We start from the raw sequence: 22,396 nt of genomic DNA, 5'->3' as shown, positions 1-22,396 counted from the left end.
CGATGTGATAACGGTTTCGTTCGACTGACAGCGCCTGGCTCGGCGCCACCCGCACGAGCCGGCCTTCCAGCAGCGCGTCGGCCGCCAGCAGTTCCCGCGTCAGCCCCACGCCCAGTCCCTGCTCGGTCGCCTGCAGCAGCAGGCCGGCGTCGTTGAAGCTGGCCATCGGGACGACGCGCTTCTTCGGCAGCCCCGCCGCCTCGAACCACTCGGCCCACTGGCCGGCGTCGCCGAGCAGCGGCTCGCGCGCCAGCACCTCCAGCGGCTGGCCGATCAGCCGGTGCGCCAGCGCCGGCGCCGCCAGCGGCAGCACAGGCGACTGGAACAGCGGCTCGTCGGCCAGGCCGGTCCAGGGGCCGCGGCCCTGGCGCAGCGCCAGGTGGTAGCCATCGCGTTCGAGGTCGACCACGTCCTGCGTCACGTCCAGTTCCAGCGCGATCTCCGGGTGCAGCGCATGCCAGCGGCCGATGCGCGGCATCAGCCAGCGCTGGGCCAGCGAGGGCAGCGTCGTCACGCGCAGGCTGCTGGCGGCATTGCCGTGCTGGGCCGAGGCCGCCTGCAGCGCCGTGTCGAGTTCCACGTAGGCTCGCTCGACGCCGCGCAGCAACGCCTGGCCCGCGGCATTCAGGCTGATCCGCCGCCCCTGGCGTTCAAAGAGCTGAAAGCCCAGCTGGGTTTCCAGCGCCCGCATCTGCTGGCTGACGGCACTGTGCGTCAGGTTCAGCTGGTCGGCGGCGGCGCGCAGGTTCTGCGTCTGCGCGGCGGCGCGGAAGGCGGCCAGGTATTGCAGCGGGAGCCGGGGCAGGCGTGACATCGGGTTGGTAAGTAAATCTGTCCAGTGTGGCCAGGATAAAGCGTTTTGCTCGCCAATGCTGGATGCCTACGATGACCAGCATCGAAACCCACCGGAGGAACCGACCATGTCGAACTGCAATATCAAGCGCTTCATGCCCCTGGCCCAGCCCGAATCGCTGGTGATGACCTTGCTGACCGCGGTCGTGGCGGTGCTCTCCGCGTTGGTGCTGGCCCTCGCGCTGATCGGCCCGGCCCAGGCCTTCAGCGACGGCAATGCGGACCTGCACGAGGCAGCGCTGGCGCTCCGTGAGAGCGTCACCGCGCCGCCGGCGCGCGCTCAGACCCGGTTGGTCGAGATGCCCGAGGTGGCCTTCAGCCGCTCGATCAGCTTGCCGGCGATCTGGTTCAGCGGCAGCACCTCGTCGGCGGCGCCGGCGTTGATCGCCTCGCGCGGCATGCCGAAGACGACACAGGTGGCCTCGTTCTGCACCAGGTTGTAGGCGCCGGCGTCCTTCATCACCTTCATGGCCTTGGCCCCGTCGGCGCCCATGCCGGTGAGCATCACACCCAGCGCGTTCGGGCCGACGACCTTGGCCGCCGAGTGGAACAGCACCTCGACGCTGGGCTTGTGGCGGTTGACCGGGTCGCCGTCCTGCACGCGGGCGATGTAGTTGGCGCCGCTGCGCTCGACCGACAGGTGCAGCCCGCCCGGCGCGATGTAGCCGTGGCCAGGCAGGATGCGCTCGCCGTCCTGCGCTTCCTTGACGCGGATCTTGCACAGGCCGTCCAGCCGCGTCGCGTAGCTCTTGGTGAAGCCGGGCGGCATGTGCTGGGTGATGACCACCGCCGGGCAGTCGGCCGGCAGGTTGATCAGCACCTCCTTGGTGGCCTCGGTGCCGCCGGTGGAGGCGCCGATGAAGATGATCTTCTCGGTGGACATGCGGCCGATGCTGGCCACGGTGACGGGCTTCGGCGCCACCGCGGGCGATCCGGGTGCAGCCGGCGCGGCCGGTGCCGGGGCGCGGCGGATGTGCGCCTTGGCGGCGATGCGGATCTTGTCGGTGATGTCGTCGGCCAGCAGCCGGATGCCGTCGGCCACGCCGATCTTGGGCTTGGAGACGAAGTCCACCGCGCCCAGTTCCAGCGCCTTCATCGTCACCTCGGCGCCGCGCTCGGTCAGCGTGGAGACCATCACCACCGGCATCGGCCGCAGGCGCATCAGCCGCGAGAGGAAATCCAGCCCGTCCATGCGGGGCATCTCCACGTCCAGCGTGATCACGTCCGGGTTCAGGTTGCGGATCATCTCGCGGGCCACCAGCGGGTCGGCGGCCGCGCCGATGCACGTCATGTCGGGCTGGCGGTTGATGATCTCGGTCAGGATGCTGCGCACCAGCGCCGAGTCGTCCACCACGACGACGGTTGTCTTGGCCATGTCGTACTTCTTCTCTTCTTGTCCTCAGAACAGGTCGATGGAGCCGCCGGTCGAGGCCACCGGCTGCGCCTTCTGCGCCGCGGTGCGGTCCTGCTGCACCAGCGCGTCGGTATTGGTCGGGGCGAGCCGCTTGACCATCGCCTTGCCACTGTGCGGCAGGAAGCAGACCTTGCGCGGGTAGACGTCCATCACGTCCTTGGAGACGATGGGGATGCGCTCGAGCTTCAGGTAGTCGATGACGAAATTCGTGTTGCGCTCGCCGACGTTGATCGTGTTCATGCCGGCGATCACCGCGCCGCCGCCGAAGATCTTGGCTTCCATGCGGCTCTTCTGCGCGCCGCGCTTCATCAGCTCGTTGATCAGCATTTCCATCGCGAACGAGCCATAACGGCCAGAGTCCCCGGAGCCCTCGGGCAGCATGAAGTGGTTCATGCCGCCGATCTGCGCCGTGCGGTCCCACAGGCAGGCGGCGATGCAGGAGCCCAGCGTCGTCATGATGAGGATGTCCTCGTTGTCGACGAAGTACTCGCCCGGCAGGATCTTCACGGCGGCGTTCTTGAAGTGCGCGTCGTAGAAGAAGAAGGAGGCCTCGCCCTGCTTGCGCGGCTGCGTCTTCAGCCGGGCCACGCGCGCCGCGCCCGCGCTGCTGGCCGACAGGGCCGCATTGGCGCCGGAGATCGGGGAGGGTGTGCTCATGGGGGCCTGCTCAGACTCGCTCGTAGATGGTCTTGCCGCGCAGGCGGAAGAGGTCGCGCGACTCGGTGAAGTTCTCCGAGTGTCCGACGAACAGCAGGCCGTGCGGCCGCATCACGCGGTGGATGCGCTCCAGCACCTTGCGCTGGGTCGGCGCATCGAAATAGATCATCACGTTGCGGCAGAACACGATGTGGAAGGGATCGCCGAGCTGCCACTGGTTGTCCATCAGGTTCAGCGTGCGGAACTCGATGCCCTTCTGCAGTTCGGGCTTGACGCGGATGCGGCCCGAATTGGCGCCGGTGCCGCGCAGGAAGAAGTTCTTCAGCCGGCCGGCGTCGAGGCCGCGTGCGTCGGCGTTGTAGACGCCGCGCCGGGCGGTGTTCAGCACATTGGTGTCGATGTCGCTGCAGGTCAGCTGAACCTGGGCGCTGGCACCCAGCGCCTCGTGGCAGGTCATCGCGATCGAGTACGGCTCCTCGCCGGTCGAGGCGGCGCAGCACCAGATGCGCACCGGCTTGCCGGCCAGCGGCTTGAGGTCGTCCTTCAGCGCGTGGAAGTGGTGGTCTTCGCGGAAGAAGGAGGTCAGGTTGGTGGTCAGGCAGTTGACGAACTCCTGCCACTCCTGCGTGGCCTGCGCGCCGCTGGTGGATTCGAGCCACTGCAGGTAGGCGGCGAAGGACTTGTGGCCGGTGTCGCGCAGGCGGCGCGAGAGCCGGCTGTACACCATCGCATGCTTGCCCTCGTGCAGGCTGATGCCGGCGTGGCGGTAGATCAGTTCGCGCACGCGGTCGAAGTCCGCGCGGCTGAAGGAGAACTCGTGGTCGATGGCGTCGCTGGAAGCGGTGGCGGTCGGTGCAGCGGGCATGTAGGAGCGCTCGGTCTTGATTCTGTCTGGCACCAGGTTGGCGACGATTTTGCCTGGGTTGTGCGCTGGCCGGCCAGAGTTTCCTCGGAACAAGTGGTGGAAGTGCACATAGTTCGTCCATCCCTAGGTAAATGCCCCTGATAGACTGATGCCCATTGCGCACGTCCGCGCGTCCGTTCCCCCTTGAAGCCCACGCCGCCTCCCGTTCTGCTCGACGCCAGTTGCCTGCACCTGGACTCGGCGCTGCAGTTGCTGCAGCAGGCCGGGGCCGTCCTGCCGGAGGCCGAGCCCTACAGCGCGCCCTGGCTGCAGGCCCTCGTGGATGCGCTGTGCGACCTTTCCAGCAAGGACCCCTTGACCGGGCTGGCCAACCGCCGCAGCTTCGAGATGGCGCTGTCGCGCGAGGCCGACCGGGTGGCCCGTTCGGGCGAATCGGCGCTGCTGCTGGTGATGGACATCGACTACTTCAAGGCGGTCAACGACAGCTACGGCCACGGCGCCGGCGATCTGGTGATCCAGGCGGTGGCGGAATCGATCGCCCATGTGGTGCGGCCGATGGACACGGTGGCGCGGGTCGGCGGCGAGGAATTCGCGGTGATCCTGCCCAACTGCGCCGGCGAGTTCGGCACGGTGGTGGCGGAGCGGCTGAGGGAGCATGTGTCGGAGCTGCGCGTGGAGGTGGCTTCGGGCCAGTTCCTCGACATCACGATCAGCATCGGCGGGGCCTTCGCGCCGCAGTGGGTGCGCTCGTCGCCGCTGCTGTGGATGGAGCGGGCGGACCGCCAGCTCTACCGCGCCAAGGCCGAGGGCCGCAACCGCGCCTGCATGGAGGCGCAGATCGATTCGACCGTCACCGCCGAGGAGAAGGGCATGCTCTTCGCCGTGGCGCAGGAGGAGGCGGCCGGAGCAGCCCTACAGCAACAGGAAAGAGAATGAATTCAACTGCTGCTGCGACATCAACGACAACAGAACAACAGCCGGCACGCGCCCACCGCGGGCCGGTGGCCCGCACGCTGGCGATCACCAGCGGCAAGGGCGGGGTGGGCAAGACCTTCGTCACCGCCAACCTGGCGGCGGCGCTGTCCGCGCGCGGCCAGAAGGTGCTGGTGCTGGACGCCGACCTGGGCCTCGCCAATATCGACGTGGTGCTGAACCTGCACCCCAAGCTGACGCTGCACGACGTCTTCACCGGCAAGTGCTCGCTGGACCAGGCGATCCTGCCCGCGCCCGGCGGCTTCTCGGTGCTGCTGGCCGGCTCGGGCATGGTCGAGTATTCGCGTCTCACGCCCGACGTGCGCGACAAGCTGCTGCAGATCGTCGAGCTGGTGAAGCCGCGCTTCGACTGGGTGCTGCTGGACACCGGCGCCGGCATCTCCGACGTGGTGCTGTTCGCGATCTCGATGGCCACCGACGTGCTGGTCGTCGCCACGCCCGAGCCCACCTCGCTGACCGACGCCTACGCGACGATCAAGGTGCTCTGCACCCAGCAGGAGCGCCGCCATGTGGGCCTGCTGGTCAACCAGGCCAACCGCCCCGGCGAGGGCCGGGTGATCTGCGGCCAGCTGCAGCAGGTGCTGCAGCGCTTCGTCGGCGCGATGCCGGGCCAGAGCTTCAAGCTGGAGCTGCTGGGCGAGGTGAAGGCCGACCCGTCGGTGCGCCAGGCGGTGCTCAAGCGGCAGCTGATGCTGGAGCACTTCCCGGGCAGCGACGCGGCGCAGTCGATCAAGGCCCTGGCCAACAAGCTGCTCGGATAGTCGTCCCGTGAACGAGAACAAACCTGCGACCGCCTTTGAGTGGGTCGGCGGCGAAGCGGTGGTGCGCCGCCTGGTGGACCGCTTCTACGACCTGATGGACCTGGAGCCGATGTTCGCCCAGCTGCGCGCCGCGCACGGCGACAGCCTGGACGGCGCGCGCGACAAGCTGTTCTGGTTCCTCTGCGGCTGGCTCGGCGGGCCCAACCACTACATCGAGCGCTTCGGCCACCCGATGCTGCGCGCGCGGCACCTGCCCTTCCGCATCGGCATCGCCGAGCGGGACCAGTGGGTCGGCTGCATGATGCAGGCGATGGACGAGTGCGAGCTGGACCCGGTGCTGCAGGAGCGGCTGGCCAATTCCTTCATGGGCACGGCCGACCACATGCGGAACGTCTAGCTTCCGGTCAGCAGCACCATCAGCGCCCCGGCGCCGCCGTCGCTGCCGCGGGCCTGCACGAAGGCCAGCACTTCTTCCTTCTGCACCAGCCAGCGCCGCACGCGGCCCTTCAGGATCGGCTCCCGGCCCGGCGAGCCATGGCCCTTGCCGTGCACCACCCGCACGCAGCGCAGGCCGCGCTGCGAACACTCGTGGATGAAGTGGCCCAGCGCCTCGCGGGCCTGGTCGCGGCGCAGGCCGTGCAGGTCGATCTGCGCCTGCAGGCTCCAGTGGCCGCGGCGCAGCTTCTTCACGACCTCGGCGCTGATCTCGGGGCGGCGGAAGGACAGGGTGTCGTCCGTCTCCAGCAGCGACTCCACGTCGAAATCGTCCGACAGCGCCTGCAGCAGCACGCGGCGCTCGTCGGCCTCGCGCTGCAGCGGCTCGGGCTCGGGCGCCTGGCGGGCGTGGACGACGCGATGGGCGCGCGCTGACAGCGGCGTCACCGGGCCGACGCTCAGCTCGAAGGCGCGCCGCTCCTGTTCCGCCAGCCGGGCGGCGGCGGCCTCGCGCTCGCGGCGTTCCTCGTCGAGGCGGCGGCGCAGCGCCAGTTCGCGCTGCAGGGTCTTCAGGTCCTGCAGGCTGTTGAGGGTGTCGGACTTCATCGTCATCGGGTTCGATCAGATCATGCCGCGCTCGACCAGCGAGGCGACGCTGCCGGCGCAGACGACCAGATGATCCATCACGCGCACGTCGACCAGCGAGAGCGCCTCGATCAGCCGGCGCGTCAGCAGCACGTCGGCCTGCGAGGGTTCGGCCACGCCGGACGGATGGTTGTGCGCCAGCATCACCGCCGCCGCACCGTGCTGCAGCGCGCGCTTGACGATCTCTCGCGGGTGGACGGTGGTGCTGTGCAAGGTGCCGTTGAACATCTCGTCGAAGGCGATCAGGCGCAGCTGGCTGTCCAGGAACAGCACGGCGAACACCTCGTGCGGGTGGGCGCCGAGCTTGAGCTGCAGGAAGCTGCGGACCGCCTCGGGCGAGGACAGGATCGGCCGCTCGACCAGTTGCTGCTGCAGCGCCCGGCGCGCGATCTCCAGCACCGCGGCGATCTCGGCCCGCTTGGCCGGCCCCAGGCCCTTGATGCGCGACAGCTCCGGCATGCCCGCGCTCAGCAGCCCCTGCCAGCCGCCGAACTGGTCCAGCAGCGCCTGCGCCAGTTGCAGCACGCCCTGGCCCGGCAGGCCGGTGCGCAGCAGCAGCGCCAGCAGCTCAGCATCGGCCAGCGCCTGCGGTCCGCGCGCGAGCAATTTCTCGCGGGGGCGTGCATCGGGCGGGAGGTCTTGCAGGGGCATCGGGCGGCCGGCCGGGCGGCGGGTGCCGAGGCCTTAAAATCGCGTGAGTCTATCGAACAATCCCACCATGAACCGTATCGAAGCAGGCGCCTTCCTGACCCTGCACTACCGCCTCAGCGGGCCTGACGGCGCCGACCTCGTCAACACCTTCGCCGAGGAAGGCCCTGCCACGCTGACGCTGGGCACCGGCGAGCTATCGCCCGCCATCGAGGCCCGGCTGATCGGCCTGGAGGAGGGCGCGCGCGCCAGCTTCGAGCTCGCGCCGGGCGAGGCCTTCGGCGAGCGCAATACCGAGCTGCTGCAGCGCGTGAAGATGAGCCTGATGCGCCAGCTGAGCGATCCGGACGAGGAGTACAACGTGGGCGACGTCGTCCAGTTCCCGACGCCGGACGGGCAGGGCAGCTATGCCGGCCGCATCCAGGAGGTCGGCGAGGACTGGTTGCTGTTCGACTTCAACCATCCGCTGGCCGGCCAGCCGGTCAGCTTCGAAGTGCAAGTGATCGGGGTGCTGTGATGAATGACGGTGAGATCCTCCTGGCCGAACCGCGCGGCTTCTGCGCCGGGGTCGACCGCGCGATCGAGATCGTCGAGCGCGCGCTGGTCAAGTTCGGCGCGCCGATCTATGTGCGCCACGAGATCGTCCACAACACCTACGTCGTCAACGACCTGAAGGCCCGTGGCGCGATCTTCATCGAGGAACTGAGCGAGGTGCCGCCCGGCGCCACGCTGGTGTTCAGCGCCCACGGCGTCAGCCAGGAAGTGCGGCGCGAGGCGGCGGCCCGCGGCTTCAACGTCTTCGACGCCACCTGCCCGCTGGTCACCAAGGTCCACGTGGAAGTGGCCAAGCTCAATCGCGAGGGCTACGAGTTCATCATGATCGGCCACAAGGGGCACCCCGAGGTGGAAGGTACGATGGGCCAGCTCAGCGAAGGCATCTACCTGGTCGAGGACGTGGCCGACGTGGCCCATGTGCGCGTCAAGGATCCGAGCAAGCTGGCCGTGGTCACGCAGACGACGCTCAGCGTGGACGATGCGGCCGAGATCCTCGCCGCCGTCAAGAAGCACTTCCCGCTGGTGCGCGAGCCGAAGAAGCAGGACATCTGCTACGCCACGCAGAACCGCCAGGACGCGGTCAAGGTGCTGGCGCCGCAGGTGGACGTGGTGATCGTCGTCGGCAGCCCGACCAGCTCCAACAGCAACCGCCTGCGCGAGCTGGCCGAGCGCCTGGGCACGCCGGGCTATATGGTCGATGCTGCGGCGGACCTGAAGCCGGAGTGGTTCGAGGGCCGCTCGCGCGTGGGCCTGACTGCCGGCGCCTCGGCGCCCGATGTGCTGGTGCAGGCCGTCATCGACCGCTTGCGCGAGCTGGGCGCCACTGCCGTGCGCAGCCTGCCGGGCGTGGAGGAGCATGTGCGCTTCCCGCTGCCGATGGGTCTGGGCGACAAGTCGATGGCCGAGCTCAGTTCTTCTTCACCACGATCTTGACGCTGGCGCTGAACGCTTGAAGGAAGCGGCGCCAGGACAGGCGCCGTTTTGTTTGCCAAGAATCCGAGGAATCTCAATGTTAGACATCACCCTGCTGCGCAAAGACCTGGACGGCGTCGTTGCGCGACTGAACACCCGCAAGAGCCCGCAGCCTTACCTCGACGTCGCCCGCTACCAGGCGCTGGAAGCCGAGCGCAAGGGCGTGCAGGTGCGCACCGAGGAACTGCAGAGCAAGCGCAACAGCCTGTCCAAGCAGATCGGCATGCTGAAGGGCAAGGGCCAGGATGCCTCGGCCGTGATGGCCGAGGTCGGCGGCATCGGCGACGAGCTGAAGGCCGGTGCCGAGCGGCTCACTGCCATCCAGGCCGAGCTGGACGTGATGCTGATGAGCGTGCCCAACCTGCCGCATGAAAGCGTGCCGGTCGGCGGCGACGAGAACGCCAACGTCGAGGTGCGCCGCTGGGGCAGCCCGCGCGCCTTCGATTTCGAGCTGAAGGACCACGTGGACCTCGGCGCGCCCTTGGGCCTGGACTTCGACACCGGCACCAAGCTCAGCGGCTCGCGCTTCACCTTCCTGAAGGGCAAGGTCGCGAAGCTGCACCGCGCGCTCGCGCAGTTCATGCTCGACGTGCAGACCGAGGAGCACGGCTACACCGAGTGCTACACGCCCTACATCGTCAACCGCGAGGTGCTGGAAGGCACGGGCCAGCTGCCGAAGTTCAAGGAAGACATGTTCTGGGTGCTGCGTGGCGGCGACGAGGAACAGGCCGAGCAGTACCTGATCTCCACCAGCGAGATCTCGCTGACCAACAGCGTGCGCGAGCAGATCCTCGACGAAGCTAACCTCCCAATCAAGCTGACCGCCCACAGCCCCTGCTTCCGCTCCGAAGCCGGCAGCGCCGGCCGCGACACGCGCGGCCTGATCCGCCAGCACCAGTTCGACAAGGTGGAGATGGTGCAGATCGTCCACCCCGAGAAGAGCTATGAGGCGCTGGAGGAGATGGTCGGCCATGCCGAGGCGATCCTGCAGAAGCTCAAGCTGCCGTACCGCGTGATGGCCCTGTCCAGCGGCGACATGGGCTTCGGCGCCACCAAGACCTACGACCTGGAGGTGTGGGTGCCGGCGCAGGGTGTGTACCGCGAGATCAGCAGCTGCTCCAACTGCGAGGCCTTCCAGGCCCGCCGCATGCAGGCCCGCTTCAAGAACGCGAACGGCAAGAACGAACTGCTGCACACGCTCAACGGTTCCGGCCTCGCGGTCGGCCGCACGCTGGTGGCGGTGCTGGAGAACTACCAGAACGCCGACGGCAGCATCACGGTGCCGGAGGCACTGCGGGCCTACATGGGCGGCGTGGACGTGTTGAAGGGCTGAACGCAGGAAATCTGCGTTTTTGCTTGAAGCCCAAAAAATCTGGTCTATACTAGCGGGCTCAACACGCAGTGCTTCTCTCACGAGGCGCTGAGCGCACCAAATACCGGAGAGGTGGCAGAGTGGTTGAATGTACCTGACTCGAAATCAGGCGGACGGAAACGTCTCGGGGGTTCGAATCCCCCCCTCTCCTCCAAGAAGCAAGCAAAACGGGCCCTCGCGGCCCGTTTTGCTTTTGTACTCACGCTTCATCCCACCTTGCGTTTCGTGTCGTGGGTTTGAGTTCAGCGGACCTCAGATCGCGTGGGTCGGGGCCTTCGCGTCGGCCACCCGCACGTCGCCGGCCTGCACCGAGCGGCGGCCTTCGATGACGACACGCGGCAACTGCGCCACGACCGGCGCCCGCTTGCCGATGATGACCACGCGTTCGAGCTTGACGATCTCCTGCGGGACCGGCGTTGCGGCCTGAGCCAGTTCAAGGACCACCGAGCCGAAGATCGCGACGATGCCGACGAGGCCGAGGGCGAAGTACTTGTCGTTGCTGCTCATGATGGGCTCCTTGCTGCGGTGGGTTTGTCGGGTCAGTGATTGCAGTTTCGGCGCCGCTGGCGGGTATCGCCAGCGAGGAGCGACGGATCGTCGGAACGGGCTGATGCACTGCAGGCATGGGCGACAGGCTGCACGAGCGGGAGCAGATGTACGCGGGGCGTGACAGCGCTGCCGCGAACAGCTCCGGACTTACCCCGAAACCCCCTTGCTCGCGGGGTGCCTCTAGGAGCAGGCCCGGGCGGCCCGAATCTATGCTCCGCCCGCCGCACCGGCAGCCGCCGACGCGAACCTACAAGAACATGCAGAGAGGGAAGGGTGATGCCCGCAATTCAGCGTTTGTCCAGTCGCGCCATGATGGCGCTCATCGCGGCGTCGCCGCTCACGATGCCTCTGCAAGCCGAGGCCACGGACTATGCAGTGACGACTCTCGATGTGCCGGGGAGCTCATATACGCAGTCCAACGGCATCAACAACACCGGCCAGGTGGTTGGCTGGTTCGGCACCGGCGACGGTTCGACCAGTCTCGGCTTTCTCCTGCAGAACGGCAACTACACGACCCTGGCCGGGCCGGCCTCTACGGGTTACTCTGTGGCCAGCGGCATCAGCGATGCGGGGGTGGTCGTCGGGAGTTTCGCGCCGACGACCGGTGTCGACGCCGACGGCTACATGCAATACGGCCCGGAGTCGGGCTACGTATATGCCAACGGCGCCTACACGGTCTTCCAGATCCCAGGCTACTCCTCCACCGAACTGCGGGGAATCTCGCCCAATGGCCGGTACCTCTCCGGCTTCGCGTCTTCGGACGTCAACTACCAGGGCTTTGTCTACGATCTGGTCACGAAGTCGTTCACGATGATCGGTCCGGTGGACGAGAACACGCTCGTTTTTGCCCAGGGTGTCAACGACAAGGGCATCGCGGTTGGAGACAAGAAGGTCTACGACCCCAGTGGGTATCCCTGGACACGGACGGGATTCACTTACGACGTAGCGTCTGGCCAGCAGACCGACTATGCGTTCGGTGTACTGGAGACTGCTTTGCGAGGCATCAACAACGCGGGTGCGGTCGTTGGTTTCCAGAGCGACATGGGCCAAGATCGTGTCGCCTTCGTCATCTCCGAGTCGGGCCACGAATTGATCACGATCGACGGCGCCGCAAGCAGCTACGGCGAAGGCATCAACGACGCTGGCCTCATCGTGGGCGATTACTACGACGCCCAGGGAATCGAGCACGGCTTCCTCGCCGCCGCGGTGCCTGAGCCTGCCAGTTGGGCGCTGATGGTGCTCGGGGCCGGATTCGTGGGTGGTGTCGCCCGGCGGCGCCGCGCTTGATCACCGGCCTGCCGGCGAGGCCGTCGGATAGGCCTCCCGAGGTGAACATCTAGGCCTGCCATACCCCGTACCCGACCTCACGCAACCCAATGGCGAGCTCCACCTCCATCTCCCGCGCCGCCTCGTACGGCATCGGGTTGTAGACCTCGTAGAGCTCCGGCATCAGGCGCACGCCGTACTTGAGCACGAAGCGATTGGCCTGCACGCCGGCCATGTGCCGGTCGAAACGCTGGTCCGGGTCCAGGCCGGTCATGCCGACGTAGACGCAGGGCTTGAGGACGTCGTGCTGCGGATTGGCCTGCCGGTATGCGGCTTCGTTCCACACTTCGTCCGAGAGCAGGACGACGTAGACATGATGATGGTGGGAAGACCGGCGGCGAGGCATGTGCCGCCGATTTTCCGCCAGCGCCGGCCTACCAGTTGACCTCGCGCTCCGGCGTCGCGCTGATCCTGTGGATGCTCAGGTCGGCGCCGTCGAACTCTTCTTCCTGGCTCAGTCGCAGGCCCAGCGTGCGGCGAAGCAGCCCGTAGACCGCGAAGCCGCCGACCAGCGCCCAGGCCACGCCGGCCAGCGTGCCGATCAGCTGCGCCGCGAAGCTCACGCCGCCGAGCCCGCCGAGTGCCTTGCTGCCGAAGATGCCGGCCGCGATGCCGCCCCAGGTGCCGCACAGGCCGTGCAGCGGCCAGACGCCGAGCACGTCGTCGATGCGCCACCTGTTCTGCGTCAGCGTGAACATGAAGACGAAGATCGCCGCCGCCACGCCACCCACCACCAGCGCGCCGACCGGATGCATCACGTCGGAGCCCGCGCACACGGCCACGAGACCGGCCAGCGGGCCGTTGTGGACGAAGCCCGGGTCGTTGCGGCCCGCCAGCAGCGCGACCAGCGTGCCGCCCACCATGGCCATCAGCGAGTTGACGGCGACCAGGCCGGAGACCTTGTCCACCGTCTGCGCGCTCATCACATTGAAGCCGAACCAGCCCACGCACAGCACCCAGGCGCCCAGCGCCAGGAAGGGGATGCTCGAGGGCGGATGAGCGGACATGCCGCCGTCGCGCCGGTAGCGGTTGCTGCGCGGGCCCAGCAGCAGCACGGCCGGCAACGCGATCCAGCCGCCCAGTGCGTGCACGACCACGCTGCCGGCGAAGTCATGGAACTCGCTGCCGGTCAGGCCCTTCAGCCCTGCCTGCAGGCCGAAGTGGCCGTTCCATGCAATGCCCTCGAAGAACGGGTAGACGAAGCCGACGATCGCCGCCGTGGCGAGCAACTGCGGCCAGAACTTGGCGCGCTCGGCGATGCCGCCCGAGATGATGGCCGGGATGGCCGCGGCGAAGGTCAGCAGGAAGAAGAACCTGACCAGCTCGTAGCCGCCGCGCTGGGCCAGCTGGTCCGCGCCGACGAAGAAATGCGTGCCATACGCGACGCCGTAGCCCACCAGGAAGTACACGACCGTCGACACCGAGAAGTCCACCAGGATCTTCACCAGCGCATTGACCTGGTTCTTGCGGCGGACCGTTCCCAGCTCCAGGAAGGCAAAACCCGCATGCATCGCCAGCACCATGATGGCGCCCAACAAGATGAACAGGACGTCCAGGCCCTGTTTCAGTGCATCCACACCCATTCACGACTCCGTAATTGCTTTGATTTGGTGCAAAAAATGACCCGAAATCGGGCCGCACCAAGTAACGCAATTTGTGAGCCATGTTGAGGCGTTTGCGCACCTCGATCGGGCGGCGGCGCTTGCCCGTACGATTGCCGCTCGACCACTTCACGGTAGCGCCCGACCATGAACGCGACCCGACCGCACGACCCGTTCTGGCCGTCCCGCCTGCCGCGGGCCCTCACCGTGCCCGCCACCTCGCTGTGGCACAACCTGAAGACTTCGGCCGAGCGCTATCCGGACAAGGCTGCGCTGGTCTTCTTCGGCCGCGTGCTCAGCTACCGCGAGTTTGCGCGGCAGGTGGATCGCCTGGCCGGTGCCCTGCATGCGGTCGGCGTGCAGCGCGGTGACCGCGTGCTGCTGGACATGCAGAACTGCCCGCAGCTGGTGATCGCGCATTTCGCGATCCTGCGCGCCAATGCGGTGGTGGTGCCGGTCAACCCGATGAACCGGGCCGAGGAGCTGAAGCACTACATCACCGATGCGGACGCGCGGGTGGCCATCACCACCGGCGAGCTCGCGGCCGAGCTGGCCCGTGCAAGTAACGAGTTAGCTCCCGGGCAGCGGCTGCAGCGTCTGATCGTCACCCAGTACACCGACGCCTTCGACGCCGAGATCAGCGGGGACGAAGCGCCGGCCCCTGCCTGGCGCGACTGGCTGCTGACCCGCCACCCGCTGCCCGCGCTCGACGGCGGCCAGGTGCTCGCCTGGACCGAGGCCCTGGCTGGCGACCATCCGCCGCCGGATCACGTCATCGGCGCCGACGACATGGCCATGCTGCCCTACACCAGCGGCACCACCGGCCTGCCCAAGGGTTGCATCCACCGCCACGGCAGCCTGAACCACAACGCCTTTGCCGGCCCGCTGTGGCCGCTGACCTCGGCCGAGGCGGTGATGCTGGCGGTGGTGCCGATGTTCCACGTCACCGGCATGATCAGCCTGCTGCATGTGGCGATCCTGTGCGGGGCGACGCTGGTGATCATGCCGCGCTGGGACCGCGACGTCGCCGGCCGGCTGATCTCGCGCTGGCAGGTGACCAGCTGGATCAACATCCCGACGATGGTCGTGGACCTGCTGGCCAGCCCGGACTTCGCCCGCTACGACCTGAGCCGCCTGGTCCATATCGGCGGCGGCGGCGCGGCGATGCCGCAGGCGGTCGCGCAGCGGCTGCTGGAGCACTACGGGCTCAAGTACCTGGAGGGTTACGGCCTGACCGAGACGGCCGCCCGCTCGCACATCAATCCGCCGGACCGCCCGAAGCAGCAGTGCCTGGGCATTCCCTTCTTCGGCGTCGATTCCCGCGTGGTCGATCCCGACACGCTGCAGGAGGTGCCCGCCGGCGAAGCGGGCGAGATCATCACCCACGGGCCGATGGTCTTCGACGGCTACTGGAAGCGGCCCGAGGCCACCGCGGCGGCCTTCGTCGAGCTCGAGGGCAAGCGCTTCTTCCGCACCGGCGACATGGGCCGCATCGACGAGGACGGCTACTTCTTCATCACCGACCGCCTCAAGCGCATGATCAACGCCAGCGGCTTCAAGGTCTGGCCGGCCGAGGTGGAGCTGCTGATGTTCCGCCACCCGGCGATCCTGGAGGCCTGCGTGATCGCCACCCGCGATACCTATCGCGGCGAATCGGTCAAGGCGATGGTGGTGCTGCGCGAGTCCCACCGCGGACAGGTGAGCGAACAGGACCTGATCGCCTGGTGCCGCGAGCACATGGCCGTCTACAAGATCCCGCGGCAGGTGGAGTTCGTCGACGCACTGCCGAAGAACGGCGCCGGCAAGGTGATGTGGCGGCAGTTGCAGGAGAACGAGGATAAGAAGAAGAGCCCGCTCAAGTCTCCTTGAGCGGGCTCTTCCGAGGGCTTTGCCGAACGCTTATTCGGCGTTGCCGACCGCTTCGTTGGCGCGCACGCCGAAGCCGTCATTGCCCAGCGACTTCACGTAGGCTTGCAGCGGGCTCAGCACGGGGCGGGGCGTCTGCACGGCGACTTGAGTGCGGACCGGCGTTTCGCCGACGTGGGCGGCGGTCACCAGGGCGACGGACTTGTCGCTGCCGTTGTTGATCAGGTACTGGGCGTAGGAGCCGGGGACCACGGCGGTGCGGGTGGCCACGGCCGGGGCGGCGATCGTGGTGTCGCCCAGGACGGTGCGGCGGTATTGGTCGTAGCCGGTGTCGGCTTGGGCGGCAGCGCCGGCGGCGAAGAGGACGGCGGCGACGGTCAGGAGGCGGGTGGTGTTCATGATGACGATTCCTTGCGTTGAGCCGGAGCGTTATGTCGTGAGCGCCTCGGCGGGGGTTGCCGGACTCGGCTTTCTTTCGCTTCGTCCATGGGATGAACTGTAAAGGGTTCGACCAAGGGTAAACACTAGGTATTTCTGAATTGATCGTTCAGAAATTCGCAACAGCGTTCGCCAGCCATGCCCGAGGGGCCGGCTCGGCTATCGCGGGCATTGAGGTTTTCAAGTCGCCAAGCCGAGGTCATTTGCCCAGAATCGGGCGCACCCCCACAGAAGGAGCCCTCGATGGCAAGCGAAGAAAAGACGTCCGAAGCGAAGTGCCCCTTTGGTCATGGCCAGTCCCAGCCCGGCGCCGGCGGCGGCACCGGCAACCGTGACTGGTGGCCCAAGCAGCTGCGGCTGGACCTGCTGCAGCAGCATTCCGCCAAGTCCGATCCGCTGGATCCCGGCTTCGACTACGCCAATGCCTTTGCGGGCCTGGATCTGGCGGCCGTCAAGCAGGACCTGACGGCGCTGATGACCGACTCGCAGGACTGGTGGCCGGCCGACTTCGGTCACTACGGCCCGCTGTTCATCCGCATGGCCTGGCACAGCGCCGGCACCTACCGCGTCGGCGACGGTCGGGGCGGCGCCGGCCGCGGCCAGCAGCGCTTCGCCCCGCTGAACAGCTGGCCCGACAACGGCAACCTCGACAAGGCCCGCCGCCTGCTCTGGCCGATCAAGCAGAAGTACGGCCAGGCGATCTCCTGGGCCGACCTGCTGATCCTGGCCGGCAACGTGGCGCTGGAGAGCATGGGTTTCAAGACCTTCGGCTTCGCCGGCGGCCGCGCCGACGTGTGGGAGCCGGACCTGGACGTCTACTGGGGCCGCGAGACCACCTGGCTCGGCGGCGACCTGCGCTATGCCGACGGCAAGCCCGGCGAGCGCACGCTGGAGAACCCGCTCGGCGCGGTGCAGATGGGCCTGATCTACGTGAACCCGGAAGGCCCCAACGGCAACCCCGATCCGCTCGCCGCGGCCCACGACATCCGCGAGACCTTCGCCCGCATGGCGATGGACGACGAGGAGACGGTGGCGCTGATCGCCGGCGGCCACAGCTTCGGCAAGACCCACGGCGCCGGGCCGGCCAGCCATGTCGGCGCCGACCCGGAGGGCGGCGAGCTGGAGGCGCAGGGCTTCGGCTGGGCCAGCACCCACGGCAAGGGCCATGGCGCGGATGCGATCACCAGCGGCCTGGAAGTGACCTGGACGACCACGCCGACCCGCTGGAGCAACAACTTCTTCGAGAACCTGTTCGGCTACGAGTGGGAGCTGAGCAAGAGCCCGGCCGGCGCCCACCAGTGGGTGGCGAAGAACGCCGCCGCCACGATCCCGGAGGCGCATGGCGCCGGCAAGCAGCTGCCGACGATGCTGACGACCGACCTCTCGCTGCGCGTCGACCCGGCCTACGAGAAGATCTCGCGCCGCTTCCTGGCCCACCCCGAGCAGTTCGCCGACGCCTTCGCCCGCGCCTGGTTCAAGCTGACCCACCGCGACATGGGCCCGCGCGCACGCTACCTGGGCGCCGAGGTGCCGAAGGAAGAGCTGATCTGGCAGGACCCGCTGCCGCCGGTCCAGCTGCCGCTGGCCAATGCGGCCGAGGTCGCCGCGCTGAAGCAGCAGATCCTCGCCTCCGGCTTGACCGTCCCGCAACTGGTCGCCACGGCCTGGGCCTCGGCCTCCACCTTCCGCGGCTCCGACAAGCGCGGCGGCGCCAATGGCGCGCGCATCCGGCTCGCGCCGCAGAAGGACTGGGCGGTCAACCAGCCGGCGCAGCTGGCCGAGGTGCTGGCCCGGCTGGAGCAGGTGAGGGCGGCCTCGGGCGTGAAGATCTCGACGGCCGACCTGATCGTGCTGGCCGGTGCCGCCGCCGTCGAGAAGGCGGCCGCCGACGCGGGCCATGCCGTCGCCGTGCCCTTCCGTCCCGGCCGCACCGATGCCTCGCAGGCGCAGACCGACGTGGCCTCCTTCGAGCCGCTGGAGCCGCAGGCCGATGGCTTCCGCAACTGGCAGAAGGCGCGCTTCGTCGTGCCCGCCGAGGCGCTGCTGATCGACCGTGCGCAACTCTTGACCCTGACGGCGCCCGAGATGACGGTGCTGGTCGCCGGCCTGCGTGTGTTGGGCGCGGGCCACGGCAAGCAGGGCGTGTTCACCCAGCGCCCCGGCGTGCTCAGCAATGACTTCTTCGTCAACCTGCTGGACATGGGCACGGCCTGGACGCCGACGTCGCCGGACAGCTACGAGGGCCGCGACCGCAAGACCGGCGCGCCGAAGTGGACGGCTTCGCGCGTGGACCTGGTCTTCGGCTCCAACGCCCAGCTGCGCGCGATCGCCGAGGTCTATGCCAGCGCGGATGCCGGCGCGAAGTTCGCCAAGGACTTCGTCGCCGCCTGGACCAAGGTGATGGAACTGGATCGCTTCGACCTGCGCTGAGCCAGCCGCCACAATCGGTGGATGCCTCCACCGATGCCCAAGAACGACACGCGCCCCTTGTGGCGCGTGTTCCTCGTCTTTCTCGGCCCGATGATCCTCAGCAATGTGCTGCAGGCCGCCTCGGGTACCTTCAACAACGTCTTCATCGGGCAACTGCTCGGCACGCACGCGCTGGCCGCGGTGGCCTCGGTGTTCCCGGTCGTGTTCTTCCTGATCTCGCTGGTGATCGGGATCGGCGCCGGCGCCTCGGTGCTGATCGGCCAGGCCTGGGGCGCCAAGGAGCTGCACAAGGTCAAGGCCATCGCCGGCACCGCGCTGGCGCTGGGCCTGCTGCTGGGCGCGGCGATCGCGCTGCTGGGTGGCATCTTCACCGAGGGCATGCTGCGCCTGCTGCGCACGCCGCCTTCGGTGATGGAGGACGCGCTGGGCTATGCCCGCGTGATGATGTGGGCGATGCCGGGCCTGCTGGTCTACCTGCTGAGCACCCAGCTGATGCGCGGCGTCGGCGACACGCTGACGCCGCTGCTGACGCTGAGCATGTCCACCGCCGTCTCGGCCCTGCTGACGCCGGCCTTCATCCGCGGCTGGTGGGGCCTGCCGCAGCTGGGCGTGACCTCGGCCGCCGCCGCCTCGATCTGCGCCTTCGTCATCGCGCTGACCGGCCTGGCCCTGTACATGCGCTGGCGCCGCCACCCGCTGGCGCCCGACATGGAGCTGCTGCGCGCGCTGCGCGTGGACCCGGCGCTGCTGAAGCTGGTGGTGAAGATCGGGCTGCCTACGGGGCTGCAGGTGATCTCGATGTCCTTGGCCGAGATCGCGCTGCTGGCGCTGGTCAACCGCTTCGGGCCGGACGCCACGGCGGCCTACGGCGCAGTGAACCAGGTGGTGAATTACGTGCAGTTCCCGGCCCTGTCCATCGCGATCACCGCGTCCGTCCTGGGCGCGCAGGCGATCGGCGCCGGTCGGGTCGACCGGCTCGGCGCCATCACCCGCACCGGGCTGATGCTCAATCTCGCGCTGACCGGCGTGCTGGTCCTGCTGGGCTATGCGCTGTCGCGCCACCTGCTGGGCCTGTTCATCACCAGCGCGCCGGTGGTGGAGCTGGCGCAGTCGCTGCTGCACGTGATGCTGTGGGGCAGCATCGTCTACGGCTTCTCGGCGGTGCTCAGCGGCGTGATGCGGGCCTCGGGCGCGGTGGTCGTGCCCACCGTGATCTCGATCGCCTGCATCGCCTTCATCGAGGTGCCGTCCGCCTACGCGCTGGCGGACCGCATCGGCATCACCGGCGTCTGGATGGCCTACCCGATCTGCTTCGTGGCGATGCTGGTGCTGCAGGGCGGCTACTACCGCTTCGTGTGGCGCAAGCGGAAGATCGTGCGGCTCGTCTGACGCTCACTCGTCGACGGCGAGCGGCCAGGCCCGCGGTGCGACGGCATGCAGCGGCAGCCGCCGGCTCAGCCGCTCCAGCGTGGCGGTGCACAGCTCCAGCGTCGCGATGCAGGCCAGGCCTTCGCGGGCGACTTCGGCCGGCAGGGCGAGCCAGGCCTCGATGCCGTCGAGCAGGATGCGGGTGCGGCTGGTGCGGGCCCAGCCGGACTCGGCCAATTGTCCGAGGTAGATCCAGGCCTGGCGGCGCGACAGGCCCGAGAGCTCGCCCAGGCAGCTCTGCACCAGCGGCAGCGCCAGCGTCTGCGAGGACGCATGGCCGCGCGGCGCCGAGGCCGACAGCGCGGTGGCCAGCGTGGCCAGCACGCTGACCAGGCGCTGCAGCCCGTTGCCCGCCAGGCGCATGAAGATCTGGTCCTGCAGCCGCTCGTCGGTGGCGGCGGCCAGCCGAGCCTGTTCCCGCTCGCCCAGCAGCGAGGCCGCCTGCTCGGCAGGCAGGCGCAGCGTCGTCACCTCGCCCAGCGCCCGCACGTCGAAGCGCGCGCGCTCCTTGCCCAGCGGCGAGCCATGGCCCAGCAGGTCGCCGCGCCACAGCGTGGCCACCGCCACGCGCGTGCCCGCGATGCCGGTGCACAGGCTCACCACGCCGCTCTCGATCACGATCCATTCGTCCAGCAGCGTGCCTTCGCCGATGATCAGCGCGCCCTTGGCATGGCGGCTCGGTCGGGTTCCGTTCGTCATCGTCACCACACCGAGGTCGCGCGGGTCAGCACGCGCTGCAGCCAGTTGCGCCGCGCCGCCTCGGAGAGGTCGCCGCGGGCCACGTTCTCCAGGCTCGCGTTGACCACGTCGCGCGAGTCGACCTGGTTGCCCGGCCGGATGTCCTGCGGGTTGACGATGCCCGAGAAGCGCAGCACCTGCATGCCCGCATCGAGCCCGGTGCGGCGCTCGCCCGCCACCACCAGGTTGCCGTTGGGCAGCACGTTGATCACCGAGACGGCCAGCTGCGCGTCGAAGCTGTTGCTGGCGCTGGCCTTACCGCTGCCGGTGTAGCCGTCGCTGCCGGAGGCGCTGGCGTTGGCGTTGAGCAGCGAATCGACGAAGCTCGACTTGCTGCTGCCGCCCGGGCCCTTGACCGACATCTGGTTGGCGCGGCTGGTGGTCGTGCCCAGCTGCTGCTCGGCCTTCAGCCGCTCGGCGATGTTGACCTTCATCGTGTCGCCGATCGCCTGCGGCCGGCGCTCGCCGGAGAACAGCGAAGCGGCGGCCATATAGGGCTGGTAGATCGCGCCGTTGTTGGGCCGCTCCACGAACAGGGCGGGTGGCAGCGGCGCGGCCTGCACCGGGCCGGCGACGCCGCCGGGGTCGCTGGCGCAGCCGGCCAGCAGCAGCAGCGCTGCGGCGGCTGAGAGGGTCTTGGAATCCATCTTCATACAGCTTGCTTGAGGTTCAGTTCTCGAATCCGGTGAGCAGGGCATACACCGTGCGTGACAGCTTGCGGCGCGTGTCGGCCCAGCGGCTGACGCCCATCTCCTCGTCGAGCCGGTAGTCGCTGGTGGCCATCACCACGCCGTCGGCGCGACGCAGGCTCAGCGTGGCGGCGCTGAGGTAGGGCCGGTAGTTGTCGGAGAAGGGCGGCTTGCCCCATTCGATGCTGGCCGCATAGCGCAGCCAGACCGGACAGCCCTGCAGTTCGGTGCCAGCCTCGTAGACGCGGCTGCTGACCTGCTGGCTGCGCAGCTCCGCCTGCAGCGCCGGTACCAGGTCGGCCAGCGGCGCCGAGCGGTTGAACTCGATGCAGACCGCCTTCACCGGTGCGTCGCCGTGATGCACGGTGTTGCTGGCCTGGCCCGGCGCGCGGCCCAGCGCGGCGCTGGTCAGCGGCCCGGCGGCGCTGCCGAGCAGCTCGGCCGTGGTGATGCTGCCGATGACCGAGCATGCGGAGAGCAGCAACAAGGGCATCAGCAGCAGGACACGCCTCATCCGGCCACCATGGCGATGCCGACCAGCCCGGCCAGTGCGGCCGCCGAGGTGGCACTGTCCAGCACGTCGCCGACCTTCTCTGCATCGGCGCTGACCACATTGGCCACGCCGCTCACCCCGCTGCGCACGGCGGCCTGCGCGGTCGCGATGCCGGCGCCGACCGCCTCGCCGGTCTCGTTGACGATGTGGCCGACGCTGCCGATCGTGCCCGAGCCGATCTCGCCGAGGCCCTGGGCGGCGAGCTGGGCCGCGGTGGCGAGCTTGTCGGCGCCGGCGGCGGCGAGCTTCAGGCCCTGCGGGCTGAAGTGGGCCAGCGTGCCGTGCGCGCCTTCATGCGTCGTCTGTGCGGTGGTGGCGCGGGCCCGCGGCGTCGTCGGGGCCGATGCCGCGGCCGCCGTGTGCGCGGCGGACGAGGTGCTGTTGCCGAGGCTGAACCAGCTCATGGCTGAGCGGTCGTCGTCGGTGCAGCCGGTGCGGCGGGGGCGGCCTGCGTGGCGCGGGCGCTGTCCAGCGCCGCGGCGAACGATTCCGGCGCCGCGGCGGCCTTGCCATTGGCCTTGCCGGCCGGCGCGGTCTTGTTGTGGGCCGCAGAGGCTGCCTGGGAAGCCTGCGAGAGCGGCGAGGAAGAATGGATCTGCATGGCGTCAC

The 22,396-nt window shown here is 68.6% G+C and carries 25 protein-coding genes and 1 tRNA gene; 11 read left to right on the top strand and 15 right to left on the bottom strand.

Features of this window, described 5'->3' with window-relative positions; all coding sequences use genetic code 11:
• The 4 genes from B0W88_RS10275 to B0W88_RS10255 form a co-directional block, all read right to left on the bottom strand.
• The coding region (locus tag B0W88_RS10275) for a LysR substrate-binding domain-containing protein (RefSeq protein WP_077034568.1) at nucleotides 1-814 on the bottom strand (814 nt) is incomplete at its 3' end.
• A gap of 318 nt (nucleotides 815-1,132) precedes the next feature.
• Nucleotides 1,133-2,227, bottom strand: coding sequence for a chemotaxis response regulator protein-glutamate methylesterase (locus tag B0W88_RS10265; protein ID WP_077034566.1), 1,095 nt, complete (start codon nucleotides 2,225-2,227; stop codon nucleotides 1,133-1,135).
• 24 nt (nucleotides 2,228-2,251) lie between these two features.
• Complete coding sequence (cheD, locus tag B0W88_RS10260; RefSeq protein WP_077034565.1) at nucleotides 2,252-2,923, bottom strand: chemoreceptor glutamine deamidase CheD; 672 nt, start codon at nucleotides 2,921-2,923, stop codon at nucleotides 2,252-2,254.
• A gap of 10 nt (nucleotides 2,924-2,933) precedes the next feature.
• The gene (locus B0W88_RS10255; protein ID WP_077034564.1) at nucleotides 2,934-3,788 is read right to left on the bottom strand and encodes a protein-glutamate O-methyltransferase CheR; all 855 of its coding nucleotides are present in this window, start codon (nucleotides 3,786-3,788) and stop codon (nucleotides 2,934-2,936) included.
• A gap of 183 nt (nucleotides 3,789-3,971) precedes the next feature.
• On the opposite strand from B0W88_RS10255, the gene B0W88_RS10250 reads away from it, so the two are divergent.
• From B0W88_RS10250 to B0W88_RS10240, 3 genes are read left to right on the top strand one after another with little or no spacing between them, the layout of a single operon-like run.
• A complete protein-coding gene (locus B0W88_RS10250; protein ID WP_233151676.1) occupies nucleotides 3,972-4,724 on the top strand; it encodes a GGDEF domain-containing protein in 753 nt (250 codons plus the stop codon).
• Nucleotides 4,721-5,542: a MinD/ParA family protein gene (locus tag B0W88_RS10245; protein WP_077034563.1), complete on the top strand. Its 822-nt coding sequence runs from the start codon at nucleotides 4,721-4,723 to the stop codon at nucleotides 5,540-5,542. The genes B0W88_RS10250 and B0W88_RS10245 overlap by 4 nt, the downstream gene beginning before the upstream one ends.
• Nucleotides 5,543-5,549: 7 nt before the next feature.
• Complete coding sequence (locus B0W88_RS10240; protein ID WP_077034562.1) at nucleotides 5,550-5,939, top strand: group II truncated hemoglobin; 390 nt, start codon at nucleotides 5,550-5,552, stop codon at nucleotides 5,937-5,939.
• On the opposite strand, the gene B0W88_RS10235 is transcribed toward B0W88_RS10240, so the two are convergent.
• Nucleotides 5,936-6,583, bottom strand: a complete 648-nt coding sequence (locus B0W88_RS10235) for a Smr/MutS family protein (RefSeq protein ID WP_077034570.1) — start codon at nucleotides 6,581-6,583, stop codon at nucleotides 5,936-5,938. The genes B0W88_RS10240 and B0W88_RS10235 overlap by 4 nt on opposite strands.
• Nucleotides 6,584-6,598: 15 nt before the next feature.
• Entirely contained in the window at nucleotides 6,599-7,273 is a 675-nt protein-coding gene (radC, locus tag B0W88_RS10230; RefSeq protein ID WP_077034561.1) for a DNA repair protein RadC, read from the bottom strand.
• Nucleotides 7,274-7,340: 67 nt separating this feature from the next.
• Here radC and B0W88_RS10225 point away from each other — a divergent pair, with 67 nt between their 5' ends.
• The 4 genes from B0W88_RS10225 to B0W88_RS10210 all read left to right on the top strand — a co-directional run bounded on the left by B0W88_RS10225 (nucleotide 7,341) and on the right by B0W88_RS10210 (nucleotide 10,323).
• A complete protein-coding gene (locus tag B0W88_RS10225) occupies nucleotides 7,341-7,787 on the top strand; it encodes a peptidylprolyl isomerase (protein WP_077034560.1) in 447 nt (148 codons plus the stop codon).
• Nucleotides 7,787-8,758, top strand: coding sequence for a 4-hydroxy-3-methylbut-2-enyl diphosphate reductase (ispH, locus tag B0W88_RS10220; protein WP_077034559.1), 972 nt, complete (start codon nucleotides 7,787-7,789; stop codon nucleotides 8,756-8,758). The genes B0W88_RS10225 and ispH overlap by 1 nt, the downstream gene beginning before the upstream one ends.
• Before the next feature lie 76 nt (nucleotides 8,759-8,834).
• Nucleotides 8,835-10,130, top strand: a complete 1,296-nt coding sequence (serS, locus tag B0W88_RS10215; RefSeq protein ID WP_077034558.1) for a serine--tRNA ligase — start codon at nucleotides 8,835-8,837, stop codon at nucleotides 10,128-10,130.
• 105 nt (nucleotides 10,131-10,235) lie between these two features.
• Nucleotides 10,236-10,323 (top strand) — tRNA-Ser (locus tag B0W88_RS10210).
• A 98-nt stretch (nucleotides 10,324-10,421) separates the two neighbouring features.
• Here the strand turns inward: B0W88_RS10210 and B0W88_RS10205 are convergent.
• Nucleotides 10,422-10,676, bottom strand: a complete 255-nt coding sequence (locus B0W88_RS10205; protein WP_077034557.1) for a hypothetical protein — start codon at nucleotides 10,674-10,676, stop codon at nucleotides 10,422-10,424.
• 351 nt (nucleotides 10,677-11,027) lie between these two features.
• Between B0W88_RS10205 and B0W88_RS34395 the strand changes: the two genes are divergently transcribed.
• Nucleotides 11,028-12,005, top strand: coding sequence for a PEPxxWA-CTERM sorting domain-containing protein (locus B0W88_RS34395; RefSeq protein WP_077034556.1), 978 nt, complete (start codon nucleotides 11,028-11,030; stop codon nucleotides 12,003-12,005).
• A gap of 49 nt (nucleotides 12,006-12,054) precedes the next feature.
• On the opposite strand, the gene B0W88_RS10195 is transcribed toward B0W88_RS34395, so the two are convergent.
• Nucleotides 12,055-12,390 (bottom strand): hypothetical protein, encoded by a 336-nt coding sequence (locus B0W88_RS10195; RefSeq protein WP_077034555.1) that lies wholly within the window; start codon nucleotides 12,388-12,390, stop codon nucleotides 12,055-12,057.
• Between the two features lie 28 nt (nucleotides 12,391-12,418).
• Entirely contained in the window at nucleotides 12,419-13,621 is a 1,203-nt protein-coding gene (locus tag B0W88_RS10190; protein WP_077034569.1) for an ammonium transporter, read from the bottom strand.
• A 171-nt stretch (nucleotides 13,622-13,792) separates the two neighbouring features.
• Here B0W88_RS10190 and B0W88_RS10185 point away from each other — a divergent pair, with 171 nt between their 5' ends.
• Complete coding sequence (locus B0W88_RS10185; RefSeq protein ID WP_077034554.1) at nucleotides 13,793-15,514, top strand: long-chain fatty acid--CoA ligase; 1,722 nt, start codon at nucleotides 13,793-13,795, stop codon at nucleotides 15,512-15,514.
• Nucleotides 15,515-15,544: 30 nt separating this feature from the next.
• Here B0W88_RS10185 and B0W88_RS10180 read toward each other — a convergent pair whose 3' ends face one another.
• Nucleotides 15,545-15,910, bottom strand: coding sequence for a hypothetical protein (locus tag B0W88_RS10180; protein WP_077034553.1), 366 nt, complete (start codon nucleotides 15,908-15,910; stop codon nucleotides 15,545-15,547).
• 282 nt (nucleotides 15,911-16,192) lie between these two features.
• Between B0W88_RS10180 and katG the strand changes: the two genes are divergently transcribed.
• Together katG and B0W88_RS10170 are read left to right on the top strand one after the other, a co-directional pair.
• Nucleotides 16,193-18,379, top strand: coding sequence for a catalase/peroxidase HPI (gene katG, locus B0W88_RS10175; RefSeq protein WP_077034552.1), 2,187 nt, complete (start codon nucleotides 16,193-16,195; stop codon nucleotides 18,377-18,379).
• A gap of 33 nt (nucleotides 18,380-18,412) precedes the next feature.
• On the top strand, nucleotides 18,413-19,768 hold the full coding sequence (locus B0W88_RS10170; RefSeq protein ID WP_077034551.1) for an MATE family efflux transporter: 1,356 nt from the start codon (nucleotides 18,413-18,415) through the stop codon (nucleotides 19,766-19,768).
• A 3-nt stretch (nucleotides 19,769-19,771) separates the two neighbouring features.
• Here the strand turns inward: B0W88_RS10170 and B0W88_RS10165 are convergent, their stop codons facing one another.
• The 5 genes from B0W88_RS10165 to B0W88_RS10145 are packed head-to-tail and all read right to left on the bottom strand — an operon-like array spanning nucleotide 19,772 to nucleotide 22,388.
• Entirely contained in the window at nucleotides 19,772-20,506 is a 735-nt protein-coding gene (locus tag B0W88_RS10165) for a Crp/Fnr family transcriptional regulator (RefSeq protein WP_077034550.1), read from the bottom strand.
• A 2-nt stretch (nucleotides 20,507-20,508) separates the two neighbouring features.
• Entirely contained in the window at nucleotides 20,509-21,198 is a 690-nt protein-coding gene (locus B0W88_RS10160) for a flagellar basal body L-ring protein FlgH (RefSeq protein ID WP_077034549.1), read from the bottom strand.
• 16 nt (nucleotides 21,199-21,214) lie between these two features.
• Nucleotides 21,215-21,748 carry a hypothetical protein gene (locus tag B0W88_RS10155; protein ID WP_077034548.1) on the bottom strand — a complete coding sequence of 178 codons (534 nt, stop codon included), beginning with the start codon at nucleotides 21,746-21,748 and terminating at the stop codon, nucleotides 21,215-21,217.
• Nucleotides 21,745-22,191 carry a hypothetical protein gene (locus B0W88_RS33560; protein WP_077034547.1) on the bottom strand — a complete coding sequence of 149 codons (447 nt, stop codon included), beginning with the start codon at nucleotides 22,189-22,191 and terminating at the stop codon, nucleotides 21,745-21,747. The genes B0W88_RS10155 and B0W88_RS33560 overlap by 4 nt, the downstream gene beginning before the upstream one ends.
• Entirely contained in the window at nucleotides 22,188-22,388 is a 201-nt protein-coding gene (locus B0W88_RS10145; protein ID WP_077034546.1) for a hypothetical protein, read from the bottom strand. Before B0W88_RS10145 ends, B0W88_RS33560 begins: the two co-directional genes overlap by 4 nt.
• Nucleotides 22,389-22,396 lie beyond the last annotated feature (8 nt).

It is taken from the genome of Pelomonas sp. KK5 (assembly GCF_001984095.1).
Lineage (GTDB): Bacteria > Pseudomonadota > Gammaproteobacteria > Burkholderiales > Burkholderiaceae_C > KK5.
The sequence above is the reverse complement of the archived record's forward strand: the minus strand, read 5'-3'. Positions and strand labels throughout refer to the sequence as shown.